Here is a 16,306-nt window from a genome sequence, read left to right as displayed (position 1 = left end):
ATACTCCCGAGTTTACATTTAGGTAGTTTCAGACTACTATCCACATGTGACTGTTTCTAGTGTCAAGCAGAGCTACGGGGCCAAGCTCGGTGTCGGATACATCGCAACGGCTACCCTCCTTATCACAGTCGGGGTGGTAACACAGGATGTCGCATCAACAGTCGTCGCCGGCATCGCCGGCTTACTGACACTTGGCTCGATCAACGCAGCCGAAACGGTCGCGAGCATCACCGAGTTATCAGCACAGACACAGCGGGTGGCAGACGGGGACCTCGATACCGAAATCGTCTCGACGCGGACCGATGAGTTCGGTGACCTTGCTGACTCCATCGAGCAAATGCGCGTCTCGTTGCGCGACCGACTGTCAGAGATGGAGGCTGCGAGGGCGGACCTCGAACAGGCACAGATTGACGCAAACGAGGCACAGGCCGAAGCAGAGGCCGCTGAGGAGGAAGCACGGGAACTCGCCACAGCCTACCAGGAAATTGCAACAGCGTACGGGACGGTCATGGCAGACGCCGCAGACGGCGATCTCACGCAGCGTGTCGATGTGGCCACTGAGTACGACGCTATGGAAACCGTCGGCCAGTCGTTCAACAGGATGATGGACGAGCTACAGGAGACAATCGAGACGGTCACCGCCGTTTCCGAGCGTATCACAACCGAAACTGACGAGATTACCGAAACGAGTCAGCAAGTCCAACAGGAGGTAGACGCGGCTGTGGAAACGGTTGCCGATATCCAGACGCAGGCAACCGATCAGCAGACAAAGCTCGAATCAGCTGCAGCCGATATTCAGGACGTGAGCGCGTCGGCAGAGGAAATCGCCGCGACAATTGACAACCTTGCCGACCGGAGCCGTGAGGTCGAGGAGGCCAGCAACGACGCCCGGGCAGCCTCAGAAACAGCCCTGACAGAGATGGACCGGATACAGGCTGATGCAGCTGAAGCTGTCACACAGGTCGAGACCCTCCAGCAGCGAATGGCCGAGATAACCGACATCGCGGACATCATCTCCGAGATCGCAGAGCAGACGAATATGCTGGCGTTGAATGCGTCGATAGAGGCCGCTCGCGCTGGTGGACAGGGCAGCGGCGCGGACGGGGATGGGTTCAGCGTCGTTGCCGACGAAGTCAAGTCACTCGCTGAAGAGACGCAGTCACGGGCTGACGAGATAGCAACGGTCATCGCTGAGGTCTCTGAGCAGACAGAAGAGGTGACAGCCTCGATACAGGCGACCGAAACGCGAGTCGAAACTGGTACTGAGACCGTTGAGTCGGCCCTGTCGGAGATTGCGACAATCGCGGAGGCCGTCGACGACATCTCAGCATCCATCGAGGAGATGCGACAGACGACCTCGGAACAGGCAGACACCGTGCAGGCGACGGCCGACTCGATAGAGGTTGTCACTGAAGCAAGTGCGGAGACGGCGACTACTGCAGAGGAAATGTCGACACAGATCCGTCGGCAGCGGGACGTCGTCAAGTCGATCTCCGACTCACTCGATTCCTTCCGCGAAACCGCGGTTGACGACCTCGAATCCCGGGTGCGACTATTTACTGTTGACACAGATACTACGGCGGCGAGCCACAGACGCGTCGCAGGGTCGCCGTCAGTCGGGGGTGACGACTGATGGACGCCGTTGCAGTCGTGTACGGGATAACCGCCGCGGGCTTTGCGGTCGGTGTCGCTATCGTCGGGTTCCTCTATGCGTCGCTTGAGGGGTCCGACGAACGGTCGGTTCTGGGGGCGTTGGCGCTTATACCGGCAGTTGCAGGCCTCTCGTACGTTGCGATGGCGTTCGGTATCGGCACCGTAACCATTGGTGAGACGACGCTTGTCGGGTTCCGATATCTCGACTGGGTGGTGACGACGCCGTTGCTCGTCGGATTTATCGGGTATACTGCGGGCGCGTCGAGACGGGCGATTGTCGGGGTTATGGCGGCGGACGCCCTGATGATACTTGCAGGCGTCGGGGCGGTTGTCACTGCTGGAACACTGAAATGGGCGCTGTTCGGCGTCTCGGCGATGTTCCACGTCTCGCTGTTTGCCTACCTGTACCTCGTCTTCCCGCGCTCAGTTCCGGACGACCCACAGCGTATCGGTCTGTTTAGCCTCCTCAAGAACCACGTCGGGCTGCTGTGGATCGCGTATCCGCTCGTCTGGCTTGCTGGCCCCGAAGGACTTGGGTTCGCGACCTACGTCGGTGTCAGCATCACCTATGCATTCCTCGACCTGCTGGCGAAGGTCCCCTACGTGTACTTCTTTTACGCCCGACGGCAGGTGTTCGCCACGAAACTGCTTCGGGAGTCGGGCGACGCCACAGTAACGCCGGCGGACTGAACAGGTACGACCACAGAGGTATCGTCGACCACGCGGTACTTCGGCGCGGATACCGGTTCACAGGTGCTCGGCGTGTAGCGACACACTGATTCTGTTGCCGCGCGCCCTGTTTCGACCGCCTACAACTACTGTCACAGGCTATCACACACGACTGAAACTTTTTATCCATAGGGTGCAGACCCCGGAACGTGATACCCGGCACGGACGCGTACGACATCGCCATCGACATTCCGGACGATGACGTCGAGCGCCTGCTGTCGGTGATGCCCGAGGACGTCGGGGCGGCGTCAGCACTGTCTTACTGCCGGAACGTGTTCGTGCCGCTGACGACCGCGTGCCGATACACCTGTACCTACTGCACGTACTACGATCCGCCGGGCGAGGCCGAACTGATGGACCCAGATGAAATCCGGGAGACGTGTCGCCGGGGGGCCGACGCCGGCTGCACCGAGGCGCTGTTCACCTTCGGCGACGACCCGGACGACCGCTACACCGAGATACACGCCCAGCTCGCCGCGTGGGGTTACGACTCCATCCACGAGTATCTCCGCGAAGCCTGCAAAATCGCGCTGGAAGAGGGGTTGCTCCCCCACGCCAACCCGGGTGACCAGACGCGCGACCAGATGGCTCACGTCGCCGACCTGAACGCCTCGATGGGCGTCATGCTGGAGACGACCACCGAGGTGCAGGCCCACGGCGGTCCACGAGCAAAAAACCCCGGCCAGCGGCTCAACACCCTCCGAGTGGCTGGCGAACTCGGCGTCCCGTTCACAACGGGTATCCTCGTTGGGATCGGCGAGGACTGGCACAACCGCGCCGAGAGCTTGCTCGCTATCCGCGAAATGCACGAGCGGTATGGTCACATTCAGGAGGTTATCGTCCAGCCTGTCGTCGAGAACGAGCGATGGCGGAGCGGCTCCCCCGACTTAGCGACGATGCGCCGGGTGACGGCGATGGCCCGTGCGGCCCTGCCCGAGGCGGTGTCCGTTCAGGTCCCCCCGAACCTTGCGCCCGCCCGTGACCTGACCGACTGTGGCATCGACGACCTGGGCGGCGTCTCCCCAGTGACGGTCGACCACATCAACCCAGAGTACGAGTGGCCCGCTCTACAGGAGTTGACTGCCGTCGCCGAGGCCGCCGAGGTGCCACTGACAGAGCGGCTACCGGTCTACGACCGGTTCGTTGATAACGGCTGGCTCTCGGATCCCATCGAGGCGGCCATCGAGGCTGATACCGACGCCGGCGAACGGTTCCGGTCGATACTGAACCGGGGCGAGAATCCGGGAGCCTCCTGAGACTGCCTGTCGGTTTCTTCGCGTGAACTGCCGTTACAGTCGGAGCAGATCCCGGACACCAATCACCTAGTCGTCTAGGCCATAGCTACACATACACTGGCACACCAATATATATCATGCCTGGACGTGCCTCTGACAGCAGTTCCAGGCAAAATACTCTACCACAATGGCCACGGCCAGTGCCCAGCCGTGGTCTACTACTTCAGTCGAGTAACGGCGTTCCGTCAGCTTGTGGTCCGAGTTGCGGGCCGAGCACGTCGGCGTCAGGGTCGATGACGCGGCGCTGTTCGTAGTCCGTCGAGCGCTCGACGGGCGTCCGGCCGATAGCGGAAATCATATCGGCGTACTCCTGAAACGAGCGGAACTCGCCGTAGTCGCCGCCGGCGCGCTTGGTAATCTCCTCAGAGAGGATTGTCCCCATGAAGTCGTCGGCACCGCAGGTGAGCATCTTCAGTCCCTGCGTGTCGCCATATTTGACCCACGAGGCCTGAATGTGGTTGATGTTGTCGAGGAACAGTCTGGAGACGGCAATCAGCAGTTCGTCTTCGTCGACCGTTGCGCCGCCGTCAACCATGCCGCGCTCGTACAGCGGCGTTTCCTCGTGGACAAAGGATAGCGGGACGAACTCCGTAATCGCGCCGGTCCGGTCCTGCAGGTCGCGGATACGCTTCAGGTGCAGCGCGCGATGGCGTTCGTTCTCGACGTGGCCGTACATCATCGTCGAGGTCATATCGAGACCGACCGACGCGGCCGCCTCCATCGCTTCGAGCCACTCGTCGGTCCCAATCTTACCCGGACAGATAACGTCACGGACCTCATCGACGAGGATTTCGGCGGCGGTGCCGGGGACACTGTCGAGCCCGGCCTCTTTCAGCCGGCCGTACACCTCCTCGTAGGACCAGTCGGTGCCGCGGCGGGCGTGATAGGCCTCCTCCGGCGTCATTGAATGGAGGTGGACGTCGCCGACGTTCATCGCGCTGAGTTGTTCACAGTAGGTGGCCGGGTCTTTCTCGTACTCCGCCGGCGAGCGGTAGTTCAGGTCGCCGCGGTCGCTGGTCTCCAGTATCTCTCTGTGTTCGTCGTCCAGCGCGAGCGCGGGGTGGAGTCCCGACACCGAACAGACCTCGTAGATGCCGCGGTCGAGAGCGTCCCGAACGATTTCGCGGGACTCGCTCGGCGTCTTCGTGAAGCCGCCGTGGTCCTCCTGATACTCGCTCCGGAACTGCTCGGAGCGGTCCTTGAAGTTACAGAACAGACAGCCCGTGTTACAGGCCGTCGTGACGTTGTTGTTGAGGTTCGCGACGAAGGTGACCTCGTCGCCGACGACCTCGGCCCGGCGTCGGTCGGCCGCTTCGAGCACCTGCTCTTTCCGGTCGTGGTCGATGCCGTCCCGGTCGGTGCCCGTGGTAAAGAGTTCGACTGCGTCGTCGACTGTCAGTCGCGTCCCGTTTCTCGCCTTGGCGAGCGCGTTCTCGAACGACTGGTCAGTCGTCGGACGGTACTCGAACTCGGTGGAGCCGTCCGGGGTACCGACGGTCTCTGGGACGTCCGGCATTGCTGGACAGGAGGGAAAGAACGGTCAAAAGCGTATGGGTACGCACACGGTCCACAGGGTCGGCAGGACCCCGTGTTTCGGGCCACACGGGGCTGCGGTTCCGGGACCGCTGCATCAGGTCGGTAACACGCCGCCGACCCAGCCCGCAGTCTCGACGATAACCCAGGCGACGAAAACCGCATAAGCGCCGAGCAGTGCATACGATTCGAGTTCGCTCAACACGAGGTCGGTCCGGAGGACGGTAAACAGGAGAATCGTCGCCCCGGTCAGGACGCCGAACATCGGCACGGCCATCGCAAAGTCGACGGTCCACGTACCGGCAATGAGAACGCCAAGCGGGATGGCGACGAGCAGGTCAAAGGTGTTCGAGCCGAGCACGTTTGCGAGCGACGTGACCCCGCGGTCGTCGCGGGCTGCTTTAACACTGACGAGCGTGTCGGGGAGGCTCGTCGCCGCCGCGAGAATCGTCACGCCGAGCAGAAACTCCTGAATGCCGGCGGCCCGGCCAATGACGCCGACTGCGTGGACGAGATTCTCCACGGCCACGAGGATGACAGCCAGGCCCAGCAGGAGGAAGAGCCACTCCCGCCTGACCGAGATGTCGGCAGTCCAGTCCTTTTCAGGGTCGTGGTCGGCCGTATCCTGATACTGGATGAAGACGTACAGGCCGTAGAGCGCGAGCGGAATCGCCGCCAGCGGCCGCGTGATGACGCCAGTGAGTGTGGCCTCGCCGGGGTAGTAGATGACCGCAAGCGCCATCGTGATGAGCAGGACCGAGACGGCGAGCATGTAGAACTGCGCCTCCTTGTAGACGAGCGTCCGGCTCGCTTCGAGTTGGTCGTCCGTGGCGATGCCCGCAGCAGCGGGGATGATGAGGATGTTGAAGATAGCTGAACCGACGATTGCGCCGACGCCGAGCGGCATCGACCCGCCAAGCGCCGCGACGACGACGGTCGCGACCTCCGGGAAACTCGACCCGACAGCAACGATTATCGCACCCTGGACGACTTCGGGGAGGCCGTAGTACGTCGCGAGCCGTTCGCTCGACGATTCGAGCCAGTCACTGCCTTTCCAGATTGCGACCGTCGCGGCGACGATGATCGCAGCCTCGACCAACAGACTGGGAGCCATCAGCCAATCAGTCGATGGCCCGACGGAAAACGTTGCCTTCCGAGCGCGAGTGATACTGCCTGTAGCGAATTTCGCTACCGCGAATACCTTAAAAATAGTTACAGCCAACAGTATGAGAAACGTCTTTGTCCCCGGCGCGAAAGGCGGGCACAATGACGAGCGTCAAGGACTTCCGCGTGGACGAACCGGCGACGGCCGAGGAACTGGGCCGCGGTGCGTTCGTGTTCACGGACGACTACTCTGTATTCGACTGGGGGAAGATGCCGGACCAGATCCCCGACAAGGGCGCGTCGCTGTGTACGATGGGCGCGTACAACTTCCAGCTACTGGAGGAGAACCACGTTCCGACACACTACGAAGGCGTCAGGCTCCCCGGCAACGACGAAGTGGTAGACCTCGGCGAGGCGCTGTCTGCCGACGCCGCCCCCGAAGAGATGGTCATCGAACTCACGCAGGTCCCGGACCTCCCGTTCGAGGGCGGTCGCTACGACTACGACGCCTACCACCGGGGGGCCAACGAGAACTACCTCATTCCCCTGGAAATCGTCTTCCGGAACCGCGTGGGCGTCGGGTCGTCACTTCGGTCTCGGACCGAGCCCGCAGACCACGGCCTCGACTACGACACCTGGCCCGAGGAGGTCGTTGACCTGGACAGGCCAATCGTCGAGTTCTCGACGAAATACGAGGAGCAGGACCGCTACCTCGACCGCGAAGCGGCCGACCGCATCGCCGGGACGGCCGACATCGATCGGCTGGAAGAACTGGCCCGGGCGGTCAACCACATCGTCACCCAGCAGGCCGCCGAGGCCGATCTGGTCCACGAAGACGGGAAGATCGAGTGCCTGTACTACGACGGGGAGATTCGCGTCGCCGACGTGGTCGGGACGTTCGACGAGAACCGCTTCTCCTACGAGGGCCAGCAGGTCTCGAAGGAAGTCATCCGCCAGTACCACAAGCGCACACAGCCCGAGTGGGTCGCGGCTGTAAGCGATGCCAAACAGCAAGCCGACACGGACGGCGTCGCCGACTGGAAATCCCTCTGTGCGGAGTCGCCACAGCCGCTCGACGAGAACGTGATTCAGGTCGCGCGGGACCTCTACTGTGCCGGCACGAACGCCTATGTCGGGGGGAGCGTGTTCGACGCGCCATCACTCGACGAGGCCGTCAGCGCCGCGAGCGAACTCTGAGTGATTTAAAAAGGTAGCGCGTTTTTAGTCGTCAGCCTCTATCTCGCCGTCGTCCTCGGCGACGAACTCGCCGAGGCCGTCGATGGGACGGTCAGGGTTCAACTGGTCGAGTTTCTCCGGCGCGCCGAGCTGGGCTGAGGTTTCCTCGGGATCCCGCAGTTTCGTCCGGCCGCGGTGGACGCTCACTTCATCGTTGAGGTGGAGCTTGATCGCCTCGATGAGCGCCTCAGCTTCCAGCGGCTGACCGATCTGCTGGAGTTCCGCCTCAGTGGCGTCATCGGGGACGTTGAACGCTCGCTGAGTGATAATCGGTCCCTGGTCCAGGTCGGTCGTCACGTAGTGGGCGGTGACGCCGGCGATGCGGACACCCTCCTCGATGGCCTGCATGTACGCCGACGCGCCAGGGAAGGCGGGCAGCAGGCTCGGGTGGACGTTGATGATGCGGCTCTCGTAGCGGAAGACCACATCCGGCGAGAGGATGCGCATGTAGCGGGCCAGCGCGATGAGGTCGGCATCGTACTCCGCCAGCAGGTCGAGCAACTGGTCCTCGTCGGGCGTGCCCTTCTCGTCGCCGATGTCGTGGAAGGGCACGTCGTACTTCGCGGCCAGCGGTTCGAGGTCGTCGTGGTTCCCGATGACCACCTCGATGTCGGCTCCGAGATCACCGTTGGCCCACGCCTCGAACAGCGCTTCCAGACAGTGTGACTCCTTCGTGACGAGAACGGCGATGGTCTGTGTCTCGCGGTCGGCCGGGAATCGGACCTGCACGTCAACGCCGAGTTCGTCGCCGAGTTCTGTGAGGTCCTCGCGGAGTTTCTCCTCCGTTGTCACCATCTCGGACGTGTCGACGCGCATGGTCATCCGGAAGACCCCCTCCCGGACAGCCTGGTCGAGGTCCTCGATGTTGATACTGCGCTCGAACAGCAGCGAGGTCACTTCGGCGATGAGGCCCGTGTCGTCCTCACCGACGACCGTAATCTCAGTCAAATCGCGCGTCACGATACCCACCTCCGGACAGCGTCGTGATTCATTTGACGCAGAGTCGGCAGTCCCACGGCAAAAGCCTTCGTTTTCCACCGAGCGTGGACACCAATCCTTTGTGTATCCGTCTGTGAGTGTACGGTCGTGATGAGTGATTCGCCGACCGTTCTCTGTGCCCAGCCGGACGCTGGCGAGCGCGCAGAGACGGCCGACGCACTTGCCGACGCCGGACTCGCTGTCAAGGAAGTCGGGTCCGTCGAGACGCTGACCGAAGCACTTGACCGGTCGGTTGACTGTGTTGTGACGGCCTTCGACTTCCCGGACGGCGACGGGTTCGACGTAGTAGACGCGGTCCGTTCGGTAAACCCGGCCTGTGTAGTGGCTCTCTATACGGAACACGCACCGTCAGACCTCCCCCGCGGCAGTCCCGAGCAGGTCGTCGAATACGTTCCGCGAACGGTCCCAGAATCCCGAGAGCGGCTTGCAGATGTCGCGGCCATGGCTGCCGCCGAGATAACGCAGGCAGCCTATCCAGTTCCAGAGACCGAGACCGAACGGCTGGCAGCCGTCCAGCGGTACGATGTCGACCAGCTGGCAGCGACCGACGCGTTTGACCGGTTGACGGCACTTATGACCAGCCACTTCGACATCGACGTGGCCTTCGTTGGCCTCATGGACGAACACGAGGAGCGGTTCGTGGCGTGTGAGGGAGCCAACTGGCGGACTCTCGCCCGCGAGGACACCATCTGCACCCACACGATTCTCACAGACGAGACGATGGTCGTCGAAGACACCCACGAAGACCCACGCTTCGCCGAAGTCGACGCGCTGAAACAGCTCGATATCAGGTCCTACGCCGGCGTCCGACTTACAGACAGGGAGGGGAATGCAATCGGTGCCGTCTGTTGCACCGACAGCGAACCACGGCGCTACACGCAGGCAGAACTAGACGACCTCCAGCGGTTCGCTGACGAGGTCGAGGAACAACTGCTGTTGCGACGCCAGCTGCAGGGGGATGCCTGATGTCACACCAACAGAACGAGCTGTACACGTTCGACGGACTGCCGCTGAATCCGGTCGAACCGGGGACGAGCCTGCTCGTAACCGGCCCTGTTCTGAGCGGAGCGCGGGAGATGGGACTGCGACTGCTCTGTAGCTCCGACGCCGACGGCGGGACCGTCCTCGTCGCGACGGACAGCGACGCCACGACGATATTGGAGGATTTCGAGCGCCACGGCGGCATCCTCGACCGCGACCGGGTCCGCGTCATCGACTGCGCACAGGAAAGCGGCGAGCTGCCGGAAGACAGCGTTTCGGCGGTCAACACGCCGGCGGACCTGACCGGCATCGGTATCGAGTACTCCGGCCAGTACGAGTCGACGTACGCCAGCGGCTACACGCGGGTCCGGACCGGTATCATCACGCTGACGCCGCTGCTCGTGTACAGCGACGACGTGCGGGCGGTGTACCGGTTCCTCAACACCATCACCGGTCGGATCGGAACCGCAGACGGTCTCGGCGTCTGCGTGCTCGACCCGGACGCTCACGGGGAGCAGGTCGTCGAAAGCGTGGCACAGTTCTTCGACGGGCGAGTCGACGTTCGCGCCGACCGGGAAGACTTCGAACTCCGCGTGACCGGCCTGCGCGACCAGTCGACCGACTGGACGCCGCTCAGTGCCGGGACCTGAGTGTCGGGAGAACACAAGCGTTTTCTCTACTGCCCGCTCGCTTGCCAGTAATGACTGCCTTTACCGCGACCGTCACAGTCCGGCTCAAGCGGGGCGTCCTTGACCCCGAGGCCGAGACGACCCAGCGCTCGCTGGAACGCCTCGGCTTCGAGCTGAACGACCTCCGTTCGGCGGACGTGTTCGAACTGGACCTCGACGCCGACAGCACCGAGGACGCGGCCGAACGCGCCGAGGAGATGGCCCAGCGACTCCTCGCGAACCCCACGATCCACGACTACGACATCGAGGTGACTGAGACAGAATGAGCATCGCCTCGAAACTGACGGCGATGCTCTGTTCTCACACGGAGTGGTCACTGTGACTATCGCCGTCATCCAGTTCGGCGGCTCGAACTGCGACCGTGACTCCGTCCAAGCGCTAGAGTCGCTGGACTTCGACGCCGAACTCGTCTGGCACGAAGACGGGCTTCCCGAGGACATCGACGGCGTTGTCCTCCCCGGCGGCTTCTCCTACGGCGATTACCTCCGTGCCGGCGCGATGGCCGCCCGCTCGCCCATCATGGCAGAAGTCCGCGAAGCCGCGAGCGAAGGAACGCCGGTGCTTGGCATCTGCAACGGCGCACAGATCGGCTGTGAGTCATCGCTGACTCCCGGCGCGTTCACGACGAACGAGAGCGCTCGCTTCCAGTGTGAACACGTCCACCTGCGCGTCGAGAACGCCGACACGCCCTGGACCAGCCAGTACGAAGAGGGAGAAGTCGTGGAGCTCCCCATCGCTCACGGCGAGGGTCGGTACGAGATTTCCGACGAACGGCTGGATGAACTCGAAACCGAGGGCCGGATCCTGTTCAAGTACTGCGACGAGAACGGCGATGTCACACCCGAGGCGAACCCGAACGGCTCGAAGCACAGTGTGGCCGGCGTCACCGGCGAAGCCGAACACGTCGCTGTCATGATGCCCCATCCGGAGCGGGCAACACTGTCGGACCTCGGTCGGACTGACGGCCAGGGCGTGCTCGCGGGCTTCGCCGAGTAACGTTCACGGACCCGCCTGTCATCGCGACGGTTTCCGATGCGACTGTTCCGGGCTCGAACAGCCGTGTAGCTATCTGGGGTTGTTTCAAAGGGGAAGGGACCAGCGGAGCGTGTGACATCGTCCGGCGGCCCCTATAGTGGCTTTGGAGGTCAAGCCGTATAAATACACGCGTACCGGAGTGGAAGTGAAATCCAAGCGGACAAAGCATTTGGCTGCGGTTGATGGCAGTCGAGTGCGTCAGCCACTCGCATCCGCTCTGCTCAACTGTTCATCGCTGACGGAACAGCGGTCACCACTCGATTCGTGTCTACCGCAAGTGGCTACATTGTCGCAGGTGCTTTGTAGGACGACGAGCCACGGGGGGCCGCTATCGCTTTCGCACAGGTGGACCTAACAGAACGGATGCAACGGTTTATTCAGCATAAATTATATTTGCTATTAGGTCAACGATGTATCTATGCCGATACAACGAAGAGAGTTCATTGCGGCGATAGGGACCGGGGCGTTAGCAGCTACCGCCGGGTGCGCCCAGTCCGGGGAAAGCAGTGGCCAGACCGAAGCGGCAGCGGAGTCCGGAGGGGGCAGTCAGCCAGGCGTGTCGGGCGAGACCCTGACGCTTACGACGACAACAAGCACGTACGACACGGGCCTGCTTGACGAGATTCACCCCGATTTCGAAGAAATGTACGGGGTGTCCGTCGACGCGGTCGCACAGGGGACCGGTGCGGCCCTCGAGTCGGCCCGTAACGGTGACTCGGACATAGTGATGGTTCACGCCCGCGGCCTCGAAGACGAGTTCATGCGCAACGGGTACGGGGTCAACCGCCGAGACCTGATGTTCAACGACTTCGTCATCGTCGGGCCTGAAAGTGACCCGGCAGGGATTCAGGGCATGGGCTCGGCGACCGAGGCGCTGACTGCTATCGCCGAGTCGGAGGCCCAGTTCGTCTCACGCGGGGACAACTCCGGCACCCATACGAAGGAACTCAATCTCTGGGAGGCCGCGGGGACCGAGCCGGGCGGGGATTGGTATCAGGAGACCGGGACTGGGATGGGGGAGGCACTGAACATCGCCAACCAGCAAGGCGCGTACACGCTCTCGGACCGCGGGACGTACATCTCCCAGCGCTCGGAGATCGACCTCGTTATTCTGGTGCAGGGGCCAATCGAAGATGGACCAGAAATCCTCGCAAACCCATACGGGATTATGGCAGTCAACCCCGGCATCCACGACAACGCGAACTACGACCTGGCGATGGCATACATCGGGTGGATTACCAGCCCAGACACCCAGGACGCGATTTCGAACTATCAGGTCAACGGGGAGCAGTTGTTCTTCCCTGAAGCCGTCTCCGAAAACCCAGACTTCCAGCAGTACGTTCCAGAAGGCTGGAGTAGCAACTCGTCTGACGAGTAAGCGTGCCCCTCGAGTCAGTCGGATACCTGCCGATGGCCGTGGTCGACCTTCCGTTCCGGGACGGCTACGTGTCGAGTATCACGTACGTGTCGCTGTACGTGAGCATTATAGCTGTGACGCTGAGCACGCTGTTCAGCATCCCGATTGCTATCGTGATGGGGCTGTCCGACTTTCACGGCAAGCAGTTCGTGAAGTCAGTCATCAACACGGGGATGGGGTTTCCCAGCGTGGTCGTCGGCCTCGTCGTGCTGTTCACCGTCTCGAACCAGGGGCCGCTTGGGGAGTTGGAGCTGATATTCACCAAAGAGGCGATGATCATGTCACAGTTCGTCCTCGCGACGCCGCCGATTACCGCCATCAGTCTCGCCGCCATCAGTAGCGTCGACGACAACGTCCGCGACGCCGCACACGTCCTCGGCGGAACACGCCTCGACGTGGCGCTGGTCGTGCTCAAGGAAGCCCGATACGGTATCGCAACGGCAGTGCTTGCGGGCTTTGGCCGCGCCATCAGCGAAGTCGGGTCCGTGCTCATCGTCGGCGGGAACATCACGAGCGCGAGCGGCATCTCGAAAACACGGACGCTGACGACCGCGATTCAACTCGAAGCCCGGCAGGGACAGTACGAGACGGCGATGATTCTCGGGGCCGTGCTGGTCACGCTCGTGTTGACGATCAACGCTATTGTCATCCGACTCGGCGATCAGGGGGTCCAGCGATAATGCTCGAAGTCACGGACGTGTCCCACGCCTACGGGGCCAACGACGTGTTCAGAGACCTCTCTGTCGGGGTCAATCCCGGAGAGGTCGTCGCCGTCATCGGCCCGTCGGGCGTCGGGAAGACGACGTTGCTCCGACTGCTCGCGTTCTCACTGGAACCGGACCAGGGGACGATCACCTTCGACGGCACGGACGTGTGGGCCGTCGACGAGGCGACACGGCTGTCGTTGCGCCGACGCATCGGAATGGTGTTTCAGGAGGCGAGCTTGTTCGACGCGCCGGTCGCTCGGAACGTCGAATACGGGCTTCGAGTCCGCCGGTCGTGGGCCGCCCGACTCCGGCACGAACTCCAGTCGGTAGTTCGCTCGAACGGCACCGCGGACGCCGTTTGTGAGGCCCTCGATGTTGTCGGGCTACGCGAGAAGATGGATCAACACGCGGACTCACTCTCGGGCGGGGAGGCACAGCGGGTGTCGTTCGCCCGTGCGCTGGCCTACAACCCGGACCTGCTCCTGCTCGACGAGCCGACATCGGACCTCGACCCGCGAAACACCGCAGTTATCGAGGACGCGATTGCAGAAGCTCGGAACCGGGGTATCGGTGTCGTGGTGGCGACACACGATATGCACCAGGCGGAGCGGGTCGCCGACCGGGTCGCAGTGCTACTCAACGAGCAGATAACCGAAATTGCCCCGACAGAAGAGATTTTCCAGAACCCGTCGGACCACCGCACACGGAAGTTCATCTCCGGCGAACTGGTCTACTGACCGCTTCGTACTCTACTCCGATCCCCGGTGGGAGGCAGCGCTGATCGGTGGCAATACCTTTATCAGGGAACGACTATGTCAAAATATGGACGCGACTGCGGACGTCGAAGTGCAACTGGGGCAGGGCGACGTGGCGCTGACCGCCCGCGACCGGACGCTCCTGCAAGCGGTCGCCGCCCACGGGTCGCTGAACGCCGCCGCTGACGCGCTGGGCCGGTCCTACGCCCACGCCCAGCGCCGCATCGTGGAACTGGAAGACGCGTTCGGCCCGCTGGTCGACCGCAGTCGCGGCGGGAGCGGGGGTGGCGGCAGCGAACTCACGGACGCCGCCGAGCAACTGCTGGCCCGCTTTCAGCGACTGCAAGCGGAGTTCGACGGGGTAGCGACGGCAGCGGAGACAGTCCTGCAGGGGACGGTCGTAGACAGGGACGGGGAACTGGCGACCGTCGAGACCCCGTCGGGGACGGTCCGGGCTATCGTCGACACCGAGGCGGGTCCCGGCGACGCGGTGGAGGTCGGCATCCGCGCTGACTCGGTGACGCTGAATGCACCGCACGAGGCTCCCGAGCCAGCGGGGACGAGTGCGAGGAATCAATTCGCGGGCACCGTCGAGCGTATCGACGAGGGAACCGCTATCGCGCTGGTCGATCTGGCCGTCGACCCCGACACGACGCTGTCGGCACTTGTGACCGACACAAGCCTCGAGAAGCTCGACATCACTGCCGGCTCGGAGCTTGTCGCCTCGTTCAAAGCAACCGCGACCGTTGGCGTCATTTCCGCTCTCGACCAGTCACGGGCGGATGGGTCATCGTGAGCGAGCGGGGTGCGGTGGCTCCAGCGGGTGCCTCAGAGACCCCAGCCGGACGGCAGCAGGTCGGACTGACAGGTACTGCAGGCGACCATCCCATCGCCGTCGATACACTGTCGCTGTTCACCGCACAGATCACACTCTGTGACCGTCCCGCGCGTGTTGAAGCTGCGCCTGTCCGGGTCACCGTTCGGGGTCATATCGAACAGTATTATGCGCGAAAGACGGATAAGCGTTGGTCGACAGGGCGTCACACGGATTCCGGTGCTCGGAGGCCCTATCGAGCGAGCGGAAGCGAGTAGCTGCGCTCGCGTTCGATGACAGCGTCCCACGTCGCCTCGCACTCACAGGACACCTGCTCGAACACCGACGGGTCCTGCCGGAGGTCGAAGTCCTTGATGGCCCGCTGGACCTTGTCATCGCACTCGCCGCAGTTGTGCGGGCCGCGGTCGCTGCCGTGGCCGACCGGGTCGGAGACGACGATGACGTCCTCGTCAGCGGTCGATTCTAGCACGTCGGCGACCGACCAGAGCCACGGCGGTCGGTAGCCGCCGTCGTGATACAGCTCCTCGACCATCGTGTATCGCTGGACGTTACAGGGGTTCATCGAGACGGTGTGACAGCCGTCGACGGCGGCACACCGACGCACCGACCGCTTCATGTCCTCGACGGCCTCGGCTTCCGAGAGGAACGGCGGTTTCATCAGCAGATACGCCTTGACGCCAGCGCCGGCCGCCTGTGCCGCTTCGGAAGCGTCCTCGAAGTCAGCGAAGTCGAAGTACTTGTTCACGCAGTCGTGTCGGACGCGGTCGGTTGCGGTCTCGAGGCCCACCGCCACGTCGGTCTCTAGGCCTACGTCGACGAAGTCACCGACTGTCTCCTCGTCGACGAAGTCGGGCAGGGACTCAACGACGATGCGCTCGCGGTCGGCGAACGTCTCGGCGATAGCCTGACGCGTCTCCGCCGGCACCTCGCGCTCGTCGAGGAAGCTCCCGGAGGTGTAGATTTTGATGAGTCCCGACGGCTCGTCGGCGTTCTCGGCCTCGTGGTCGAGGCAGTGCTGAATCTGGGCCATCAGGTCCTCGTGGGCGACGCTGCCGCCCTCGACGCTCTCGGCGACGTAGCCACACATCGTACAGCCGCCGGCGCGGGCCCACCGGCAGCCGCCGGTGTTCAGGATGATGGTCAGGCTCTGGTAGACGCCGTCGGGGGTGTTGTCCTCGTCGAGCCACACGCGGGTCGGCTCGCGAGGGTCGTACGTCGAGTCGTTGCGCGACCGGATGTCACGCATCACGGAGTTGTGGGCGTCCATGCCCTTGCCCTCCTCGTAGACCTCGGGACTGGGCTTGCTCATTAGGGCGGGGTAGCCGACGGCCGCGTAAA

At 63.1% G+C, this 16,306-nt stretch carries 16 protein-coding genes; 12 read left to right on the top strand and 4 right to left on the bottom strand.

Annotation, left to right across the window (positions count from 1 at the left end; translation table 11 throughout):
* Positions 1-46 precede the first annotated feature (46 nt).
* From BVU17_02575 to BVU17_02565, 3 genes are all read left to right on the top strand, one after another.
* Positions 47-1,633 carry a chemotaxis protein gene (locus tag BVU17_02575; GenBank protein AUG46458.1) on the top strand — a complete coding sequence of 529 codons (1,587 nt, stop codon included), beginning with the start codon at positions 47-49 and terminating at the stop codon, positions 1,631-1,633.
* Positions 1,633-2,343: a rhodopsin gene (locus BVU17_02570; protein AUG46457.1), complete on the top strand. Its 711-nt coding sequence runs from the start codon at positions 1,633-1,635 to the stop codon at positions 2,341-2,343. Before BVU17_02575 ends, BVU17_02570 begins: the two co-directional genes overlap by 1 nt.
* Positions 2,344-2,531: 188 nt before the next feature.
* On the top strand, positions 2,532-3,638 hold the full coding sequence (locus tag BVU17_02565) for a 7,8-didemethyl-8-hydroxy-5-deazariboflavin synthase subunit CofG (GenBank protein ID AUG46456.1): 1,107 nt from the start codon (positions 2,532-2,534) through the stop codon (positions 3,636-3,638).
* Between the two features lie 202 nt (positions 3,639-3,840).
* On the opposite strand, the gene BVU17_02560 is transcribed toward BVU17_02565, so the two are convergent.
* Together BVU17_02560 and BVU17_02555 are read right to left on the bottom strand one after the other, a co-directional pair.
* Positions 3,841-5,193, bottom strand: coding sequence for a 7,8-didemethyl-8-hydroxy-5-deazariboflavin synthase subunit CofH (locus tag BVU17_02560; GenBank protein ID AUG46455.1), 1,353 nt, complete (start codon positions 5,191-5,193; stop codon positions 3,841-3,843).
* A gap of 114 nt (positions 5,194-5,307) precedes the next feature.
* Positions 5,308-6,324 carry a sodium:calcium antiporter gene (locus tag BVU17_02555; protein AUG46454.1) on the bottom strand — a complete coding sequence of 339 codons (1,017 nt, stop codon included), beginning with the start codon at positions 6,322-6,324 and terminating at the stop codon, positions 5,308-5,310.
* Between the two features lie 152 nt (positions 6,325-6,476).
* Between BVU17_02555 and BVU17_02550 the strand changes: the two genes are divergently transcribed.
* On the top strand, positions 6,477-7,511 hold the full coding sequence (locus tag BVU17_02550; GenBank protein ID AUG46453.1) for a phosphoribosylaminoimidazolesuccinocarboxamide synthase: 1,035 nt from the start codon (positions 6,477-6,479) through the stop codon (positions 7,509-7,511).
* Between the two features lie 24 nt (positions 7,512-7,535).
* Here BVU17_02550 and BVU17_02545 read toward each other — a convergent pair whose 3' ends face one another.
* Entirely contained in the window at positions 7,536-8,510 is a 975-nt protein-coding gene (locus BVU17_02545) for a formyltetrahydrofolate deformylase (GenBank protein ID AUG48817.1), read from the bottom strand.
* Between the two features lie 129 nt (positions 8,511-8,639).
* Between BVU17_02545 and BVU17_02540 the strand changes: the two genes are divergently transcribed.
* The 8 genes from BVU17_02540 to BVU17_02505 all read left to right on the top strand — a co-directional run bounded on the left by BVU17_02540 (position 8,640) and on the right by BVU17_02505 (position 14,929).
* Positions 8,640-9,515, top strand: a complete 876-nt coding sequence (locus BVU17_02540) for a small GAF containing sensor (GenBank protein ID AUG46452.1) — start codon at positions 8,640-8,642, stop codon at positions 9,513-9,515.
* Positions 9,515-10,180 (top strand): hypothetical protein, encoded by a 666-nt coding sequence (locus BVU17_02535; protein ID AUG46451.1) that lies wholly within the window; start codon positions 9,515-9,517, stop codon positions 10,178-10,180. Before BVU17_02540 ends, BVU17_02535 begins: the two co-directional genes overlap by 1 nt.
* A 50-nt stretch (positions 10,181-10,230) precedes the next feature.
* The gene (locus BVU17_02530) at positions 10,231-10,485 is read left to right on the top strand and encodes a phosphoribosylformylglycinamidine synthase (GenBank protein AUG46450.1); all 255 of its coding nucleotides are present in this window, start codon (positions 10,231-10,233) and stop codon (positions 10,483-10,485) included.
* A 52-nt stretch (positions 10,486-10,537) separates the two neighbouring features.
* A complete protein-coding gene (locus BVU17_02525) occupies positions 10,538-11,215 on the top strand; it encodes a phosphoribosylformylglycinamidine synthase I (GenBank protein AUG48816.1) in 678 nt (225 codons plus the stop codon).
* 457 nt (positions 11,216-11,672) lie between these two features.
* Positions 11,673-12,632, top strand: a complete 960-nt coding sequence (locus BVU17_02520; protein AUG46449.1) for a molybdenum transporter — start codon at positions 11,673-11,675, stop codon at positions 12,630-12,632.
* Positions 12,633-12,664: 32 nt separating this feature from the next.
* Positions 12,665-13,351 carry a molybdenum ABC transporter permease gene (locus BVU17_02515; protein AUG46448.1) on the top strand — a complete coding sequence of 229 codons (687 nt, stop codon included), beginning with the start codon at positions 12,665-12,667 and terminating at the stop codon, positions 13,349-13,351.
* Positions 13,351-14,115: a phosphate ABC transporter ATP-binding protein gene (locus BVU17_02510; protein ID AUG46447.1), complete on the top strand. Its 765-nt coding sequence runs from the start codon at positions 13,351-13,353 to the stop codon at positions 14,113-14,115. Before BVU17_02515 ends, BVU17_02510 begins: the two co-directional genes overlap by 1 nt.
* Positions 14,116-14,200: 85 nt before the next feature.
* Positions 14,201-14,929 carry a molybdenum-binding protein gene (locus BVU17_02505; GenBank protein ID AUG46446.1) on the top strand — a complete coding sequence of 243 codons (729 nt, stop codon included), beginning with the start codon at positions 14,201-14,203 and terminating at the stop codon, positions 14,927-14,929.
* A 271-nt stretch (positions 14,930-15,200) separates the two neighbouring features.
* Here the strand turns inward: BVU17_02505 and BVU17_02500 are convergent, their stop codons facing one another.
* A complete protein-coding gene (locus BVU17_02500; GenBank protein ID AUG46445.1) occupies positions 15,201-16,277 on the bottom strand; it encodes a TIGR01210 family radical SAM protein in 1,077 nt (358 codons plus the stop codon).
* Positions 16,278-16,306 lie beyond the last annotated feature (29 nt).

The organism is Haloarcula taiwanensis (assembly GCA_002844335.1).
In the GTDB taxonomy this organism is placed as follows: domain Archaea; phylum Halobacteriota; class Halobacteria; order Halobacteriales; family Haloarculaceae; genus Haloarcula; species Haloarcula taiwanensis.
The sequence above is the reverse complement of the archived record's forward strand: the minus strand, read 5'-3'. Positions and strand labels throughout refer to the sequence as shown.

Bases quoted from the DNA above. Each gene is read 5' to 3' on its own strand.
- BVU17_02500 (AUG46445.1), bottom strand. From the start codon at position 16,277: ATGAGCAAGCCCAGTCCCGAGGTCTACGAGGAGGGCAAGGGCATGGAC.
- BVU17_02510 (AUG46447.1), top strand. From the start codon at position 13,351: ATGCTCGAAGTCACGGACGTGTCCCACGCCTACGGGGCCAACGACGTG.
- BVU17_02515 (AUG46448.1), top strand. From the start codon at position 12,665: ATGGCCGTGGTCGACCTTCCGTTCCGGGACGGCTACGTGTCGAGTATC.
- BVU17_02570 (AUG46457.1), top strand. From the start codon at position 1,633: ATGGACGCCGTTGCAGTCGTGTACGGGATAACCGCCGCGGGCTTTGCG.
- BVU17_02550 (AUG46453.1), top strand. From the start codon at position 6,477: ATGACGAGCGTCAAGGACTTCCGCGTGGACGAACCGGCGACGGCCGAG.
- BVU17_02560 (AUG46455.1), bottom strand. From the start codon at position 5,193: ATGCCGGACGTCCCAGAGACCGTCGGTACCCCGGACGGCTCCACCGAG.
- BVU17_02535 (AUG46451.1), top strand. From the start codon at position 9,515: ATGTCACACCAACAGAACGAGCTGTACACGTTCGACGGACTGCCGCTG.
- BVU17_02530 (AUG46450.1), top strand. From the start codon at position 10,231: ATGACTGCCTTTACCGCGACCGTCACAGTCCGGCTCAAGCGGGGCGTC.
- BVU17_02555 (AUG46454.1), bottom strand. From the start codon at position 6,324: ATGGCTCCCAGTCTGTTGGTCGAGGCTGCGATCATCGTCGCCGCGACG.
- BVU17_02520 (AUG46449.1), top strand. From the start codon at position 11,673: ATGCCGATACAACGAAGAGAGTTCATTGCGGCGATAGGGACCGGGGCG.
- BVU17_02540 (AUG46452.1), top strand. From the start codon at position 8,640: ATGAGTGATTCGCCGACCGTTCTCTGTGCCCAGCCGGACGCTGGCGAG.
- BVU17_02505 (AUG46446.1), top strand. From the start codon at position 14,201: ATGGACGCGACTGCGGACGTCGAAGTGCAACTGGGGCAGGGCGACGTG.